12 protein-coding genes, 1 tRNA gene and 1 pseudogene are annotated in these 16,284 nt (G+C 43.0%); 10 read left to right on the top strand and 4 right to left on the bottom strand.

Features of this window, described 5'->3' with window-relative positions:
- Positions 1–90: 90 nt before the first annotated feature.
- Both NWP17_RS04230 and NWP17_RS04235 read right to left on the bottom strand, forming a co-directional pair.
- Positions 91–1,326 (bottom strand): DUF4912 domain-containing protein, encoded by a 1,236-nt coding sequence (locus tag NWP17_RS04230; protein ID WP_280653693.1) that lies wholly within the window; start codon positions 1,324–1,326, stop codon positions 91–93.
- 440 nt (positions 1,327–1,766) lie between these two features.
- A complete protein-coding gene (locus NWP17_RS04235) occupies positions 1,767–3,992 on the bottom strand; it encodes an IMS domain-containing protein (protein WP_280653668.1) in 2,226 nt (741 codons plus the stop codon).
- Positions 3,993–4,484: 492 nt separating this feature from the next.
- On the opposite strand from NWP17_RS04235, the gene pdhA reads away from it, so the two are divergent.
- The 3 genes from pdhA (at position 4,485) to NWP17_RS04250 (ending at position 6,599) form a co-directional block, all read left to right on the top strand.
- Positions 4,485–5,519: a pyruvate dehydrogenase (acetyl-transferring) E1 component subunit alpha gene (gene pdhA, locus NWP17_RS04240; RefSeq protein ID WP_280653669.1), complete on the top strand. Its 1,035-nt coding sequence runs from the start codon at positions 4,485–4,487 to the stop codon at positions 5,517–5,519.
- 67 nt (positions 5,520–5,586) lie between these two features.
- Entirely contained in the window at positions 5,587–6,465 is an 879-nt protein-coding gene (locus NWP17_RS04245; RefSeq protein WP_280653670.1) for an aldose epimerase family protein, read from the top strand.
- A 62-nt stretch (positions 6,466–6,527) separates the two neighbouring features.
- Positions 6,528–6,599: transfer RNA gene (locus NWP17_RS04250), tRNA-Lys, on the top strand.
- A 33-nt stretch (positions 6,600–6,632) separates the two neighbouring features.
- Here NWP17_RS04250 and NWP17_RS04255 read toward each other — a convergent pair.
- On the bottom strand, positions 6,633–7,235 hold the full coding sequence (locus NWP17_RS04255) for a Uma2 family endonuclease (protein ID WP_280653671.1): 603 nt from the start codon (positions 7,233–7,235) through the stop codon (positions 6,633–6,635).
- 159 nt (positions 7,236–7,394) lie between these two features.
- Between NWP17_RS04255 and NWP17_RS04260 the strand changes: the two genes are divergently transcribed.
- The 5 genes and pseudogenes from NWP17_RS04260 to NWP17_RS04280 all read left to right on the top strand — a co-directional run bounded on the left by NWP17_RS04260 (position 7,395) and on the right by NWP17_RS04280 (position 12,045).
- A complete protein-coding gene (locus NWP17_RS04260) occupies positions 7,395–8,399 on the top strand; it encodes a ribonuclease T2 family protein (protein ID WP_280653672.1) in 1,005 nt (334 codons plus the stop codon).
- Positions 8,400–8,716: 317 nt separating this feature from the next.
- Complete coding sequence (gene fba, locus NWP17_RS04265; RefSeq protein ID WP_280653673.1) at positions 8,717–9,796, top strand: class II fructose-bisphosphate aldolase; 1,080 nt, start codon at positions 8,717–8,719, stop codon at positions 9,794–9,796.
- 214 nt (positions 9,797–10,010) lie between these two features.
- A pseudogene (locus tag NWP17_RS04270) lies at positions 10,011–10,137 on the top strand (mechanosensitive ion channel family protein); the annotation flags it as partial.
- A 122-nt stretch (positions 10,138–10,259) separates the two neighbouring features.
- Entirely contained in the window at positions 10,260–11,504 is a 1,245-nt protein-coding gene (locus NWP17_RS04275) for an urease accessory protein UreH domain-containing protein (RefSeq protein ID WP_280653674.1), read from the top strand.
- Positions 11,479–12,045: a hypothetical protein gene (locus tag NWP17_RS04280; protein WP_280653675.1), complete on the top strand. Its 567-nt coding sequence runs from the start codon at positions 11,479–11,481 to the stop codon at positions 12,043–12,045. The genes NWP17_RS04275 and NWP17_RS04280 overlap by 26 nt, the downstream gene beginning before the upstream one ends.
- 74 nt (positions 12,046–12,119) lie before the next feature.
- On the opposite strand, the gene galE is transcribed toward NWP17_RS04280, so the two are convergent.
- Positions 12,120–13,118, bottom strand: coding sequence for a UDP-glucose 4-epimerase GalE (galE, locus tag NWP17_RS04285; RefSeq protein ID WP_280653676.1), 999 nt, complete (start codon positions 13,116–13,118; stop codon positions 12,120–12,122).
- Positions 13,119–13,421: 303 nt separating this feature from the next.
- Between galE and fraI the strand changes: the two genes are divergently transcribed.
- Together fraI and NWP17_RS04295 are read left to right on the top strand one after the other, a co-directional pair.
- Positions 13,422–14,132 carry a septal nanopore formation protein FraI gene (fraI, locus tag NWP17_RS04290; protein ID WP_280653677.1) on the top strand — a complete coding sequence of 237 codons (711 nt, stop codon included), beginning with the start codon at positions 13,422–13,424 and terminating at the stop codon, positions 14,130–14,132.
- A 264-nt stretch (positions 14,133–14,396) separates the two neighbouring features.
- Positions 14,397–16,148 carry an ABC transporter ATP-binding protein gene (locus NWP17_RS04295; RefSeq protein WP_280653678.1) on the top strand — a complete coding sequence of 584 codons (1,752 nt, stop codon included), beginning with the start codon at positions 14,397–14,399 and terminating at the stop codon, positions 16,146–16,148.
- The last annotated feature ends 136 nt before the right edge of the window (positions 16,149–16,284 follow it).

Genomic DNA, 16,284 nt, shown 5'->3' on the forward strand with positions numbered 1-16,284 from the left:
CTGTTGCCCTTAACTATTTTCATGTGATATGAAGTAAAAAATCCCCGATCCTTTAAGACCGGGGATGTCAAACTTTCAATGATCAGCAAATTAAGCAAACCATTCTAAAACAGCTTCATCCTTAGTATTAGTATTTCGGGATGGAGTCTCACGATTGAACTTCATATGAATTGATCTTGTTTGCTCGCCGTCAGCAGCCACAGCCAAAATAGGATAGTCAATTAAACCATCTTGGAAGGACATCTGGAAGCGGAATGTACCATCAGGATTAAGTTTAATGGGACGACCGCCAATGGTTACAGTAGCATCAGGTTCTGTTGCACCATAAACAATCAATTCAGCATCAGCAATTAACCAGAACTTGCGAGGACGCATCGGTATAGCCCCAGCAGAGAAGCCCGCCCCTGACATACCTGCACCAGACATAGTTAAACCAGATACTGTTGGTACTCCCCACATACCTACACCAGAGGGGAAAACATAGGAACTAATGGACTGTTCAGGAGCCATAGAACCCGGTACGTGCTGCATAGAACCGAACAGAGAACCAGCAACTCGTTGTGCTTCCGCAGATTCCGCCAAACCAAAGATTTCTTCGTATATGGGGTTACTTTGACCACTCACAGCCGCCGCCTTCTTCTCTGGGGGAACTAATTCGTAAACTGTTTTACCCCGGAGGTCTTCGTCAAAATCGACAGTAACAAAAACATCCTCAATCCAGTCCGATGGATAAACAGGAGGAATATGTACTCGAGCAGAACGGGCTAATACCAACCAACGACCATCACCAGTACGGTAACCAATATCTACAACATAATCGCGATCGCTCACCGGGATAGGTACATACCATTCCCTAGCCAACTCATCAGCCGGATATTCCTGGATACTGTGAGGACGTTGGACATCAAGATCAATGTCGGTAACATCATAGATCCGCAGTGCTAATTGCTGTCCGCCTTGTTGCCGTAGTTCAGTTTTATGTTCATTAGGAATGTCCCAATAAGCGTAAGCCCATTGAGGGTCACGTGGTAAAAGTACAATCCGGCTTTCACCATAACCTGCTGGTAGATCAGCCAGTCCCTGATCAACATCAGCGAGAGAACCACCGGTCCGGTCTTCCTGACCTAATTCAAACTTTGTTCCTTCCACGGTTTCCTGTGCCTCCAATGTACCGATTGGACTAAATTTGCTGCGCTGGGCTTCTTGGATAGCTGCCAGCAGTTGAGACTTACGCATTCGGCTATAGCGAGAGATGCTGTATTCACTAGCAACCCTGCGTAATTGCCTTAATGTCATCTCCTCTAGTGGTGGGCGTTCTTTTGCCACAATCTTGGCCTCCAGTAGTGTGCAAGGTAAATGATTTCCCTGGGTTACAGAATCTTCTATAAAATAAAATGTCATCTACCCCAGATGAACTTCTGACTTCCTGACTTCTGGTTGTGCCCAGTTTTTAACTTTTTACTTTGTTGTTAAATTAAAATTCCCTGACTCTTGCTCCCGCCTTTATGCCATGATTAGCATTTCTTTGGGATCAAAGCAGTTATTTTATTAAATAAATATTAACCAGTAAACCCGCCCAGGGATCAAGGGGTTAAAAGTCTCTTTTCTAGCTTGACTACGAATTTATCAGCACTTGCGGGATCATAATGTCATGATTCCCTGACAATATAGCCTCACTAGCAGCCATGGACTGGTAATTTGTCATCATTTCCTGACAAATTAGTTAATGTACTGTAGGTGAGAGTCTGGATATTTAAAAATCTATACTAAGTCTGATTAACAACCGACATATTCTCAATTTGCCAAACATCAGCCCGTCGGAGTAAAGAATATCGCACACGCAAAGTTTCATCAGTAAAATTTCTGATCTGACTCTGACTATAAAACTGGGTTACTTCCCTCACCGTAGCCACAACCACAGCCTGATCCGCCTTTTGATCAACATACTCCACCTTGACAGTGTGGTTATAAGTGCGATGGCGGTTCTGTAGTTTCTCTTGTTGGGCAAGTTGCCGCCATTGAGTCAGAACCTCACCTGTTAAAATGTCTGGCAAACTAGCCATGTTATGTGTAGGACCTAAAGCCACCGCCTTAGTAGATAGCCAAGTTTGAATTACCTCTTGGGCTGCTCCTTCTGTCAAAGAACCTCCTGGGGGTTGTAACTGACTAGCTACATCAGGAATTTCAACTGGTGGTTGATTAACTTGCACAAACAACTGTTTACCTTCCAAAGCTGGTACTGGGGAAAACAAATTTCTTACCCATGCAAATGTGGTTGACACCAATAGCCAAAACACCAAAACACCCGCCAACGAGGCAAATACAGTCCAAACCAGCCTTGTTTTGCCTTCTAAAGTAGTAGCAAAAGCCGGTTGTTGTTGAGGATAACCGTTATTTACCGGTCCAGTGGGTTTGCGCCGCCTGCGCTTTTTAACTTGACGAGGAGGATTAGACCTAGCCACATTGTTAACATCAGCATGAGTTGCTCCACCTTGGGCTTGAGGACGAGAAAACCGTGCTACATCTCTTGGTGAGTGGGTATCCCCAGAAGTTGGATCCGGCTGTTTATTACCCACAGTTGCCGTAAAATTAGTATTGTCAGGTATTTTCTGTCCAGGCCTTGCCGATAAATCCGGTAACGATGAACGCTGGTAAAAAGATTGGCGATTGATTACACCCCATTCCTCAATATTTTCTGCATCGCTGGGTAAAGCCTCTAAATAAGCCTGCACCTGTGGGTTAGCAAAATAATCTTTCAGAGAAGCCTGCTGTTTAGCTAAATCTCGAAAATGGATAAATACTTCATGTTGTAACCACTGTTCTGCATATAAACATAATCCCGGTAACAAATCTGGAGCATCTAAAGATTTTTCTCGAATAAAAGCCAAAGCCTCGTATTCCTGACTTAGTTCTAAAACACGAGTAGCTTCCTCCGTTTGTCCCAGTAGTAAAGCACACAATGATTGTTCTAAATGCACATCTTGACGCTTTCCTAACTGCATCAACATTTGCTTGGCTTGGCGAATTAAAGCCGGCTGGCGTTGACTAAATCCCCTAGCTAAAAGAGCATAAACCGCTAAATAACTAGCCACAGCAGAAGGACGCTTGCTTTCGGCTTCAAATAGCCTGTGCTGTTCTGCAACCGTTAAATAATTGCGTATTTGCTGGATAAAACGCAAAAAATCATCTATATTTAAACCCGATTGATCATTACCAGTGCCATCAATACCCCCGCGATCGCTCAAAATCTCATGTAAAAATGCCAACCCTTGCCGTCGTTGAGCCACCTTTTCCAGAGGTAATGCTAACAACTCCAAAATCCGATAGGGGCGCAATTTGTACAAATCAGCCTGGATCTCCTCCTGTACATTAGCAAACAACCCCTCATGGGTCAGCAGTTCTTGACCAGTTTCTAAAGAAACAGCAGCATTTTCATAGTGGCCCTGCTGCCATTGTTCCCTACCCAACTCCAAACAAGCCAAAGCAACAGTTAAAACCACATCTGGGTAATCAGAACCTTCCAGAAACTCCTCACTAGGCAGATCATCAGCTTCTCTAGCAGATGCTAACGCCCTTTGAGTAGTGAGGTAATTATGACCTAGTTTCAGTACCAGTTCATATTCCCCCAATTCCTGAAAAATCAACAAAGTACCCACTAATTCCTCCGGGGAAATGTCGATACTCAAACCTTGAATATCTGGATCAGCAGTATGGCTTGGTGTTTGGTTCTCCACAGCAACACCAGCATCACCACTGCCCTCATGTCCATAGGCATGGGCGAGATACAGCTGGTCATAACTGCTACGTTTTGTCGGATTGGATAAAACCACGTAAGCTTCTTCTATAAGTTGTTTACGAGAAGAGATTGCCGTTTGAGAATACTCTCTGCGTGGCAACTGCACAATGCGATCGCTGTACGATTGCCGCAATTGTTCATCACTTGCCGCCAACGGTAATCCCAAAATTCGGTAATAATCTAGCGGAACTCGCACAGTCTACTTCCCCTGCACCGTGATAATATGATTCACCCAGAGCATTTCCAGCCTGTAAAACCGTGCCATAATAATACCGTAAATAATACCGTCGCTAATTTACACTTATAGTGTAAATTAGCGACAATTAGTTTGGTCACCGCTAAAATCTGTATAATAACTATAGTTTTAGTGGTAGTATCTTCCATTGTCTAGAAAGTATCTACACTTTCTTTTAAACCTCGATATTTTTAGCTCTCATCAACGTTTGAGCCAAAATTATCCCCCTTCCATCTAAAATAGCATCAATCATAACACAGATCAACTCGATTTACAAGTATTTAACGAAATACCAAATTTTCCTGGTTCACCTACACCAAATTGTTTATGAATATGCAGAAATCAAGCTATCCTGATTGATAGCCTATGAAAGCTAGTGCAAACTAGATCTGCATGACAGCAAGTTATGGGAAATGGTACATTTCAGTTTTAGAATAGGGACACTAAAAAATAATGGTTCAAGAACGCGCATTACCCACATTTAACACAGCCACTGCTAAAATTACCAAACAAGAAGGACTGCGCTTGTACGAAGATATGGTACTAGGTCGCTCATTTGAAGACAAATGCGCCGAAATGTACTACAGAGGTAAAATGTTTGGTTTTGTCCACCTCTATAACGGTCAAGAAGCAGTATCCACAGGAGTTATTCTCTCCATGCGACCGGGGGAAGACTTTGTTTCCAGCACCTACCGCGATCACGTCCACGCCCTCAGCGCCGGTGTACCAGCCAAACAAGTAATGGCAGAACTATTTGGCAAAGCCACAGGATGCAGCAAAGGACGGGGAGGCTCCATGCATATGTTTTCTGCCGAACATAACTTACTAGGTGGTTACGCATTTGTGGCGGAGGGGATTCCTGTAGCAGCAGGGGCAGCCTTTCAAACCAAATACCGCCGTGAAGTATTAAAAGATCCTAAAGCCGACCAAGTAACAGCCTGCTTTTTTGGCGACGGTGCAGCCAACAACGGTCAGTTTTTCGAGACCTTAAACATGGCTGCTCTGTGGAAACTACCAATTATTTTTGTAGTGGAAAATAATAAATGGGCAATTGGGATGTCCCACGAACGAGCAACCTCCCAGCCAGAGATTTACAAAAAAGCCAGTGTATTTAACATGGTCGGCGTAGAAGTAGACGGTATGGACGTGTTAGCAGTGCGAGCAGTAGCCCAAGAAGCAGTAGCCCGAGCCCGTGCTGGTGAAGGACCAACATTAATAGAAGCCCTTACCTACCGTTTCCGGGGACACTCCCTAGCCGACCCAGACGAAATGCGAAGCAAAGCAGAAAAAGAATTTTGGTTTTCCCGTGACCCCATCAAAAAACTAACAGATTATCTCATACAGCAAAACCTAGCAGACGAAGGCGAATTAAAAGCAATTGACAAAAAAATTCAAGCAGTAATCGACGAAGCTGTGAAATTTGCCGAAACCAGCCCCGAACCAGACCCCAGAGAACTATATCGCTTTATTTTTGCAGAAGACGAGTAAGAAGAGTTATATACTGAGTGCTGAGTAATTAGCACTCTCCAACCCTCATCAACAAGGACTAAAACCTATGTTTACCATCACCGTTGAACAGAAACAATACAAAACATACATCCTCAGCGACGAAAGCAGCAATTCTCAAATAGAAGTAGTCCCAGAACGAGGAGGAATAATCACCCGGTGGCGTATCCAGGGGCAAGAAATATTCTATCTCGACACAGAACGCTTCACTCATCCTGATTTAAGCATTAGAGGTGGAAACCCCATTTTATTTCCCATCTGTGGCAACTTAGTAGATAACTCCTACACCCACAACGGACAGCAGTACACCCTTAAACAACACGGCTTCGCCAGGGAATTACCCTGGGAAGTCACCCACCAACAAACTCAAAACCAAGCCAGCCTCACCCTTGCACTCCAAAGCAACGAACAAACTAAAGCAGTTTATCCCTTTGACTTTCAAGTCATCTTTACCTATCAATTGCAAGGCAACACCTTAACCATTGCCCAAGAATATCAAAATCTCTCATCCACAGCCATGCCGTTTTCCGCAGGCTTCCATCCTTACTTTCTCACAGGTAATGATAAACATCAACTAGAATTTCACATCCCCTCTGAGCAGTATCAAGAAAAAAACAGTCCAGAAATTCACTCATTTCATGGTAACTTTGATTTTAACCGCGACGAAATTGATGTAGCCTTTAAAAATTTGACTAGCCAATCTGCTACAGTAGTAGACCCTAGTCGTCAGCTAAAACTGACATTAGATTTAGATCGCGATCGCATCTACTCTTGTCTAGTGTTTTGGACCCTCAAAGGCAAAGAGTTTTACTGTTTAGAGCCTTGGACCGCCCCCCGCAACGCCCTCAACACAGGAGAAAACCTGACAGTATTGGCTCCCAACACTAGCTGTACAGCATCTTTGAAATTAACCGCTAATTTTTTCTAAAAAAAAGCTTGCCAATGCCCAGATGCCCATGCTATGATGAAAAAGTTAGTGAGCAAAAAAAAGGGTCGCTAACTCAACGGTAGAGTACTCGGCTTTTAACCGATTAGTTCCGGGTTCGAATCCCGGGCGACCCATAAATAACCACCTTCCCTTTTTAACTAAAATACCTACCCCGCCAAAATCCCCTCAACTGTCAAAGCTAACTCTGGGAAAGTAGGAGACATAATATTATCCCTACCTCTATAAGCATTTCCCCGGTAAACACCCTGTTCATCGAGGAAGTAAACAAAAACTGTAGGCACTTTAGGATTACCTAAATAATTACGGCTACCAATCGCTAAATAATCAACAATCCAATATTCAGTTATACCCAGACGCTGATATTCATCGAGTTTGTCAATGTAATCATCTTCCCAATTTGTAGACACCACCTCTACAGCTAGTTGCAGAGGTTCAACAAAAGCAGTGTAACTAAAAGGCTGAGAATCCCACAGTGCTTTATCTACAACACTAACATCGGGAAAGCGTCCTTGTTCTCCACCATCTGAGGTAACAGTTTTTATCATAATTCTCCCAGAAACTCTGTAGTTAAGGTTACGACTTTCAACCTCCCTATCAAATTTTCTGGTAATAAAATCTGCAATATTATCATGTTGTCTTGTTGGTAGTATCCGCACAACTTTTCCATTCACCAGTTCATAGCGACCTTCCGCGGGAAAGTCGTAATTGAGAAATTCCTCAAAAGTGAGTTGGTTTGCAGCTAGGGTCATAGTTACTGCTGATTAATTTCCATAACTACAGTGTAAGAAACTCCCATGACTGGAAGTTACCGAACCACCAAAATTTAATATTAAATGTCATAATACTTACCCAATAGCTGTTTTTTGTGGTAGTAATTTGTGTAGAAGTAGAATTTTTAGGAGTATATTATGTGGCGATCGCTCAAAAAAATCCTGGCTTTGGTGATGGTATTGGTTTTGTCCTCCATACTATTGCCTAACCCTGCTTTAGCTTTTGTTTCCTATCAAGGTCAATTCACTGCTACCAGTGCTTGCGAAGCCGTAAGCTCAATTAGAACAGGAACTAACCCAGATAATGTCACACTGACACCAGGGCAAGTCTATCAAATAGTTGGGAAAAATAAAGATAATGCTTCCCACTACCTTGTAGAAATTGCTAATGTTAGTCCCTCTCAACGTTGGGTTCCTATTAATTGTGTTGGTTCTGTTGAGTCCGTTGCACAAGCCAATGATACACCCAGTCCCATCTTTGCAGTTCCCACAGCAGATGACTATTTACTAGCTCTCAGTTGGCAACCTGCTTTCTGTGAGGGTAGACCAGATAAAACTGAATGTCAAATCCTAGCAGCAGATCCAGACCGATTTGAAGCTAAAAATTTCGTTTTACACGGTTTGTGGCCTCAACCTAGAGCCAATGTTTACTGTAATGTGAGTAAGAGTGATATTACTTACGATAAAGAAAAAAATTGGGAACTACTACCGGCTGTAGAAAACGAGCTTTCCCCAGCAACTTGGGAACAACTACAAGCAGTCATGCCCGGAACCAAATCAAATCTACATCGCCATGAGTGGATTAAACATGGTACTTGTTACCCAGGTTCAGCAGAAGAATATTTTGTTGAGTCAATTGCCCTGCTGGATGCCTTTAACAAATCCCCAGTACAAACACTAATTGCTAGTAATATTGGTAAACAACTAGCCATCCAGGAAATTGATCAAGCCCTATCTAATTTTGGACCAGACACCGGTGAGAAAGTAGAGGTCAAATGTTCTAATTCTCTATTGGGTGAACTTTGGGTAAACCTGAAAGGGGATATTACCCCCACCAGCCTGGTAGCAGAACTGCTTACCAATAGCCCAAAAGCCAGAAGTGAGCAATATGCCTCTTGTTTGATTGATGATGCTCGTGATTAATTAGCTCTATAGCGCTTTTTACAAATATCCCCGAAAATCCCCATCCCTCCATAGGGTGGGGATGGATATTGGGACATTTTAGCGCCGGTAACTGGATCACAAGCTACTAAATCAACTCAATAATATAGTATTAAACAGTACATAAGTACTATTGAATTATAGATTAATCTCGATATAGTCCAGCCAGAAAGTTTTTCAACATAAGCACCCTAGACTAGATATAATTTCTTATAAGTTGAAAAAACTATTAAGATTAGCGTGAACACCACGCTTTTCAACAGACCCATTAACCGAAAAACAAATTAGGAGGACTATCTATGGCGCTTGTACCAATGCGGCTGCTCTTGGATCACGCTGCTGAAAACGGTTACGGCATTCCCGCTTTTAACGTTAACAACTTAGAGCAGATTCAGGCAATTCTCAAAGCAGCAGCAGAGACAGATAGCCCTGTAATTCTGCAAGCTTCTCGCGGCGCTCGTGCTTATGCTGGAGAAAACTTTCTCCGCCACCTAATTTTGGCAGCAGCAGAAACCTATCCTCACATTCCCATTGTTATGCACCAAGATCACGGGAATGCACCTTCCACCTGCTATTCAGCAATCAAGAATGGTTTTACCAGCGTAATGATGGATGGTTCCTTAGAAGCTGATGCTAAAACACCCGCCAGCTTTGAGTACAACGTCAACGTTACCCGTGAAGTAGTAAATGTTGCTCATTCTTTAGGTGTCAGCGTTGAAGGTGAACTTGGTTGTTTAGGTTCTCTAGAAACTGGTGCTGGTGAAGCTGAAGATGGTCACGGATTTGAAGGTACACTTGACCACTCTCAGTTGCTGACCGACCCCGAACAAGCTGTAGAATTTGTAGAAGCAACCCAAGTAGATGCTTTAGCCGTAGCCATCGGCACAAGCCACGGTGCTTATAAATTTACTCGCAAACCCACAGGGGAAATTTTGGCCATTAGCCGCATTGAAGAAATTCACCGCCGTTTACCTAACACCCACTTGGTAATGCACGGTTCCTCTTCCGTACCAGAAGACTTACTAGCACTGATTAACCAGTATGGTGGTGCAATTCCCGAAACCTACGGTGTACCTGTAGAAGAAATCCAAAAAGGTATTAAGAGCGGTGTACGTAAAGTTAATATTGACACCGATAACCGTTTAGCCATCACCGCAGCAGTTCGTGAAGCTTTAGCAAAAGCTCCCAAGGAATTTGACCCCCGTCACTTCCTCAAGCCCTCTATTAAGTATATGCAGAAAGTTTGTGCCGATCGCTATGAGCAGTTTGGCACTGCCGGTAACGCTAGCAAGATTAAGCAAGTTTCTCTCGATGACTTTGCCGCTAAATATGCCAAAGGCGAATTGAACGTGATTACTAAGGCAACCGCTAAAGTTTAACAAAGATCCCTAAATTCCCCATCCCCCTATAGGCTGGGGATGGATAGCGGGACAAAAACGAAATGCCCTTGAATCAAAACTAATCACAGGTTAGTAGGCTCAAGGGTGATATAATTTTGCGTCCTAACCTCCTTGGCGGTTGCTATATATCTAAAATTAGGTTGACGCAAACCCCCAAACCCTTCTTATTCAAAGTTTTTGGCTTTTTTTCTATCTTCCTCTACGTAAACGTCTATTGGAGTTAGCAAATGAAAAAAATTTCCCAAAAATTAGTTAGTTCTGGAATTGAGTTTACTATGCAAGAACCGACTATTTATGTAGACTCGCCAGTAACACTGTGAAAATTTGTTGATATTCTGCACCATAAGAGGTTTTTAAAGAAGTTTGACAAGTTGTCTTTTGACAAAGCCAAGAAGTTAGGGTAAATTTCCGCACTAGAAAAGTGCCGCAGGAATTTATCAGAATGTTAGACTTGTCACTCATTACCATGGTGGGGTTCCTAGGCAGTTTTGGGCATTGCTTTGGGATGTGTAGTCCTTTAACTGTGGCGTTTTCCCTTTCTCAGCAGCAAACAACTCCACATGGGAAAATACCCAACTCATGGCATCAGCAGTTAAAATTTCATTTGTTACTGAACCTAGGGCGAATATTGAGCTATGGTTTAGTGGGGGCTGGTATAGGGGCTTTGGGTTCGGTATTACTGCAAGGCGGTTACTTGGCAGGTGTGGGCAGTGATTTCCGTCGCGGTATGGCAATTATTACTGGTGTAATGCTGATTTGGTTTGGTTTAGGGCAAGTAATACCTGACTTGTTACCACGCATTCCCATATTACATCCTTTACTACAAAAGGGTTTACATCATCGCCTCAGTACAGCCATGGTCAAGCTTTCCTACCAGGGCCAATGGTGGACACCTATGTTGTTAGGTATGACTTGGGGTTTAATGCCTTGTGGTTTTTTATATGCGGCTCAGATTAAAGCAGCAGAAACTGGTAATTTGTGGATGGGTACTGTAACCATGCTGGCTTTTGGGCTGGGAACCCTACCCACTATGTTGGGTGTGGGTCTGTCCACTTCTTTGGTAAATAAAGATAGGCGTAGTCAGTTATTTCGCTTGGGTGGTTGGGTGACACTGACCATTGGTGTACTCACCTTGCTGCGGACTGGTGACACAATGGTAGATTACAGTGGACACGCTGCTGTAATATGTTTAGTCTTGGCACTAATTGCCCGTCCTATTAGTCGCCTGTGGGCTTCACCCCTGCGTTACCGGCGCGGTTTAGGAGTGGCTGCTTTTGTATTGGCTGTGGTTCATACCACCCACATGATTGAACATTCATTACAGTGGCAATTTGCGGCTTTTTTGTTTTTACCCCCTGACTTTCAGTGGGGTATGGCTGCTGGTGCGGTGGCTTTAGTTTTCATCACTCCGGCGGCTTTGACAAGTTTTGAATCAGTGCAAAAATATTTAGGTAAGCGTTGGCGACAGATTCATTTATTAAGTGTACCAGCTTTAGTTTTAAGTGCCATTCATGCTGTATTAATTGGTTCTCATTACTTGGGTTCCTTGCAATTAACATGGGGTAATAGATTAGCAGTGGTGTTAATGGTAATGGTCACTGTGACTGTGTTACTGCTGCGTTCACGTTTGTTTTGGTTAAAGTTAAATATGGAAAAGTTTTATGTACCCCCAATTAAATCGCAGTAATTCTACTACTGTTGCTCATCAGGTGCAAATATCTGACGATGTGGGTGCTACCATCCACATTGAGCCAAAGGATAATCCTCGTGCTGGAGAACCCAGTCAAGCTTGGTTTGCTTTGACCCGTAAAGGTGGTCGGGTGATTCCTCTGACCCAGTGCGAGTGTGAATTATTGATTTATGCTGAACCTTATACTCCAGGGGAACCAGCCCTACTAGAACCATCTTTAGAACCTGTATCAGCTGAACGTTATCAAGGTATTCCCGGCGCAGAAATTACTTTCCCTAGGCCAGGACTGTATCAACTACAGCTTAATGGTAAACCCAAGACTGAAGGAAGTTTTCAACCATTTAAATTTAATTTTCAAGTGACTGTGGCCGCTGGAACATTTAGCGAGTCAAAAACTGTGCAAAATATCAACTATCCAGAGAATCCAGATGTGAATATTAAGTCAGGGTTGACTATTGCTGTGGTGGCGCTGACGGTGCTGGTGTCCTGGCTGGTTGTATTTTTTATACTGCGGGAGATAAAAAGGCGTGAGAGTTGATAAATAGTTGATAAATCAGTTTTTTACATGGACAGGAAAGAGGGAAAATTTTAATTTTCCCTCTCTGAAGAGTTTTATTCATGTCGCTGTTGATGCCACTGCCAAGCATGGGTGACAATATCTTTGATGTCTGGGTATTGGGGTTTCCAATTGAGGATTTTTCTGGCTTTCTCGCCACTACCAATTAAAGAAGGGGGATCACCGGGGCGGCGATCGCATTCTTCAACTGGTATGGTTAATCCTGTTACTTCTTGGGCAGCTGCAATTACTTCTCTCACGGAGAAGCCGTTACCGTTACCTAAATTAAAAACTTCGCTATTGCCATGATTTAATAGATATTCCAATCCTAAAACATGGGCATCTGCCAAGTCGTTAACGTGGATATAATCACGAATACAAGTACCATCAGGGGTGGGGTAGTCTGTGCCAAAAATGGCGATAGATTTTCTTTTACCTAAAGCTGTGAGCAGCACTAAGGGGATTAAATGGGTTTCTGGTTGATGATCTTCCCCCAGTAAGCCTTGGGGATGAGCGCCGGCTGCATTAAAATAGCGAAAACGTACCGATTTTAAATGGTAAGCTAAATCAAAATCAGCCAGAATCCGCTCCACCATCAACTTACTAGCCCCATAGGGATTAATGGGGTTTTGGGGGTGGTTTTCTGGGATAGGTATGACTTGCGGGACTCCATAGGTGGCACAGGTGGAAGAAAAAACGAATTTTTGAACAGATGCAGCTAACATCGCTTCTAGTAGGGTGAGAGTACCCACCAGGTTATTACGGTAGTATTTAGCCGGATCAGTCACCGACTCACCTACGTAGGCATAAGCCGAAAAGTGCATGACTGCGGCAAAATTACGGCTTTTAAATAAATTATCTAACAAAGGGCGATCGCCTGTATCTCCTACTATCAGTTCTACCTGCAAAACCTTTTCTACCAGGTCTTGATGCCCATAAACCAAATTGTCAAGTATAACCACTTGATAACCTGCTTGCTTGAGAGCCAGGACGGTATGAGAACCAATATATCCTGCTCCTCCCGTTACTAATATCCAGGGCTTTTCAGAAGACATAGTTTTTCCTTTGAAGTTGACAACTACTCAATTAATTTAGTTGACTGGTGTCATATTACTCATTTGAAAAATGACAAATAATCAACGCAGTGTGAAAAAATTGCACTAAAATCACTACGACGGCAGTCTTTAATCTTGGTTTGGAGGTATTTGTTCTCAAGTAGTAGTGGCATTACAATTTGACGATAAAATACATCTTCTGCCGAAAATTTTTAGACTGACCAAACTACCATGTGTCAGATACTCAGGGGGAAACCCCGGGGGCTACTGGCTCACAGCACAAGAAAATTTGAGAGTTCACCTATGTTTCTGTTACTAAGTCGAGTGCTGCTTTGGCTGCTGATTGGCACTGTTGTGTATTCTTTGTTCCAGAGATTTTATCCTTCTGGAACCTTTGTCGGTAGATTAGTTTTAATCATTGTGTTGGTGGTCATAGCTTTGTCGTTTATTAACCCTAATGAACCAGCTGTGGCCTCTTTGTGGCAGGTTATATCATTTCCCCTCAAGCCCCTGGGCGCTTCCATGTTGCTGATGATGTTTGCAGCCCAGAAAATTAAAGGCGGGGGTATGGAACAACCAGGTGGTTACTTAGTGGGTTGGTCTCTGACAATTTTACTGTTGGCAAGTACACCCGCGATCGCTTACTTTCTGGTAAGAGTACCTGTAGCAATGGTGGGTGATCCGCAGTTAGTAAGTCAGGATATCAGACCTAACACTGCTACCCCCGAAGCCCTAGTGGCATTTGCTGCAACAACCACCCCCACAATAACCACAGATGTAGTGGGAAATAGTATCTACCCTAATGCTCACAGTCCTGTAACCATAGCATTCAATTCTGTGGGGGGGAAAGTTTCACCCTACCTATTACAAACTCCTCAAGCAATTAGGGAGCGGGGGTTGCGGATTGACGATTTTGTCCCCAGCGCACAAACCCTACAAATCACAACCCAAGTATGGGAAAGTTATCTGAACCAGATTTACTTTTTCCTACGTGGGAACCAGACACCTAGCTAAAAAAAAGCTACTGCAACACTTATCTGCAACAATTAACCACAGATGAACAGAGATATCTTATCAATATTTATTTGTTTTCATCTGTGGTTGACAAAAGATATACAAATTTGACACCCTCCGGGACAAAGCCACGGAGATTCTACATTCCAGGTCAGAACTTCCTCTAGCAGCTTTAAAGTAGCATGGAGAAAAGTGCGTAATTATCATAAAATAGAGAATAACTAGCAGTACATCTGCAAATGATTCAGTGGCAATATCGCTTTAATGGCAGAATCTCGACGACTTGCTAAACTCGGTGCTTACATACTTCCCCATTGGCGGGAAATGACATTAGGCATTCTGGCCTTATTGTCAGTAAATGTGCTGGGTGTTTATATTCCTTGGTTAATTCGTTCAGCAGTTGACCAACTTTCCGGCAGCTTTAATTTCAGTGAAGTATTATCTTACGTGGTGCCGATTATCTCCCTCAGTTGTGCCATGTGGCTGATCCGCATGGCTTCCCGCATTTGGCTGTTTGGGGTGGGAAGGCAGGTAGAATTTGACCTAAAACAAAGAATTTTTCAACACTTACTCAAGCTAGAGCCTGCTTACTTCGCCATTAACACTGCTGGAGATTTAATTAACCGGGCTACCAGTGATGTGGACAATGTGAGGAGGTTGGTGGGTTTTGCGGTACTGAGCTTGGCCAATACTATGTTTGCCTATACTCTGACTCTACCAGTAATGCTCACCATTAGTGTGCATCTCACACTAGCTTCCCTGGCTGTGTATCCCTTCATGTTTTTGTTAGTACATTTGTTTAGTAATCGCCTACGCAAAGAGCAAGCGATAGTCCAAGAGGAATTATCAGACATCAGTGAACTAATACAAGAGGATGTGAGCGGTATTGCCCTAATTAAAATATACGCCCAAGAAGAAAATGAGCGCCGAGCCTTTGCCCAAAAAAATCAGCAGCTATTGGCCGCTAACTTACAACTAGCCAAAAGCAGAAATATACTGTTTCCTTTAATTGGTGGTTTAGCTAATCTAAGTTCTCTGGTGATCATCTGGCTAGGGGCTGGGGAGATATCTAATGGAACCTTAGCTGTAGGGGATTTTTTGGCGCTCTTAATTTATGTAGAACGTCTAGTTTTTCCCACAGCATTATTAGGTTTCACCATTACAGCTTATCAACGTGGTGAAGTGAGTATTGACCGCTTAGAGTCTATTCTTGCTGTCAAGCCGAAAATTGACGACGAACCAGACGCTGTACATTTGCCTTTGGATGAGATTAAAGGAAAAGTCACCGCCAGAAATCTTACTTACACTTACCCTGGTGCTGCTACTCCAGCCTTAGACAACATTAACTTTACAATTTTACCAGGAGAAACAGTTTCTATTGTCGGGGCTATTGGTTCTGGTAAATCAACTTTGGCAAATGCTTTACCGCGTTTGTTAGATATTGCACCAGGACAATTATTTGTAGATGGTTGGGATATTACTAAAATATCATTGGCAGATTTACGTCAAGCCATGGCCTACGTTCCCCAAGATAGCTTTTTGTTTAGCACCACAATTAAAAATAATATCCGTTACGGTGACCCAGTTAGTGAAAATCGAAATGTAGAATATGTGGCTCAACTAGCGAAAATTGACGGAGAAATCAGTAACTTTCCCCATCAGTATGAAACCATTGTGGGCGAACGTGGTATAACCCTATCTGGTGGACAACGACAACGCATCGCCCTGGCTAGAGCCATGTTAGTGGAAGCTCCAATTTTAATTTTGGATGATGCCCTTTCCAGTGTGGATAATCAAACCGCTACAGGAATCCTCCATAATCTTTCCTCTGGTTCGAGACGCAAAACCGTAATTTTTATTACTCATCAGCTATCTGCTGCTGCCACTGCTGACCGTATTTTTGTGATGGACAAAGGCAAAATTGTCCAGATAGGTACTCACTCAGAACTGTTGCAAAGCCAGGGTCTTTACAAAACTTTATGGAGTCAGCATCAAGTAGAGGAGTTGCTGCGATAGCTTTTTCCACTCGTACCCATAAATGTAGTTGTGGGTGTGAGTTGCAAAGAGATGTGAATGCAGAAGTAAACATTAGTAAATATTTTAAATCTTGCCAAGCAAGGGGAGGACATCCCCAAAGTAACGCTACAGGAGT

This window comes from Chrysosporum bergii ANA360D (genome assembly GCF_029891735.1).
GTDB classification, from domain to species: domain Bacteria; phylum Cyanobacteriota; class Cyanobacteriia; order Cyanobacteriales; family Nostocaceae; genus Umezakia; species Umezakia bergii.

Excerpts from the sequence above, each read along its gene's own strand:
- pdhA (WP_280653669.1), top strand. The coding sequence starts at position 4,485 with ATGGTTCAAGAACGCGCATTACCCACATTTAACACAGCCACTGCTAAA.
- NWP17_RS04245 (WP_280653670.1), top strand. The coding sequence starts at position 5,587 with ATGTTTACCATCACCGTTGAACAGAAACAATACAAAACATACATCCTC.
- NWP17_RS04255 (WP_280653671.1), bottom strand. The coding sequence starts at position 7,235 with ATGACCCTAGCTGCAAACCAACTCACTTTTGAGGAATTTCTCAATTAC.
- NWP17_RS04260 (WP_280653672.1), top strand. The coding sequence starts at position 7,395 with ATGTGGCGATCGCTCAAAAAAATCCTGGCTTTGGTGATGGTATTGGTT.
- fba (WP_280653673.1), top strand. The coding sequence starts at position 8,717 with ATGGCGCTTGTACCAATGCGGCTGCTCTTGGATCACGCTGCTGAAAAC.
- NWP17_RS04275 (WP_280653674.1), top strand. The coding sequence starts at position 10,260 with ATGTTAGACTTGTCACTCATTACCATGGTGGGGTTCCTAGGCAGTTTT.
- NWP17_RS04280 (WP_280653675.1), top strand. The coding sequence starts at position 11,479 with ATGTACCCCCAATTAAATCGCAGTAATTCTACTACTGTTGCTCATCAG.
- galE (WP_280653676.1), bottom strand. The coding sequence starts at position 13,118 with ATGTCTTCTGAAAAGCCCTGGATATTAGTAACGGGAGGAGCAGGATAT.
- fraI (WP_280653677.1), top strand. The coding sequence starts at position 13,422 with ATGTTTCTGTTACTAAGTCGAGTGCTGCTTTGGCTGCTGATTGGCACT.
- NWP17_RS04295 (WP_280653678.1), top strand. The coding sequence starts at position 14,397 with ATGGCAGAATCTCGACGACTTGCTAAACTCGGTGCTTACATACTTCCC.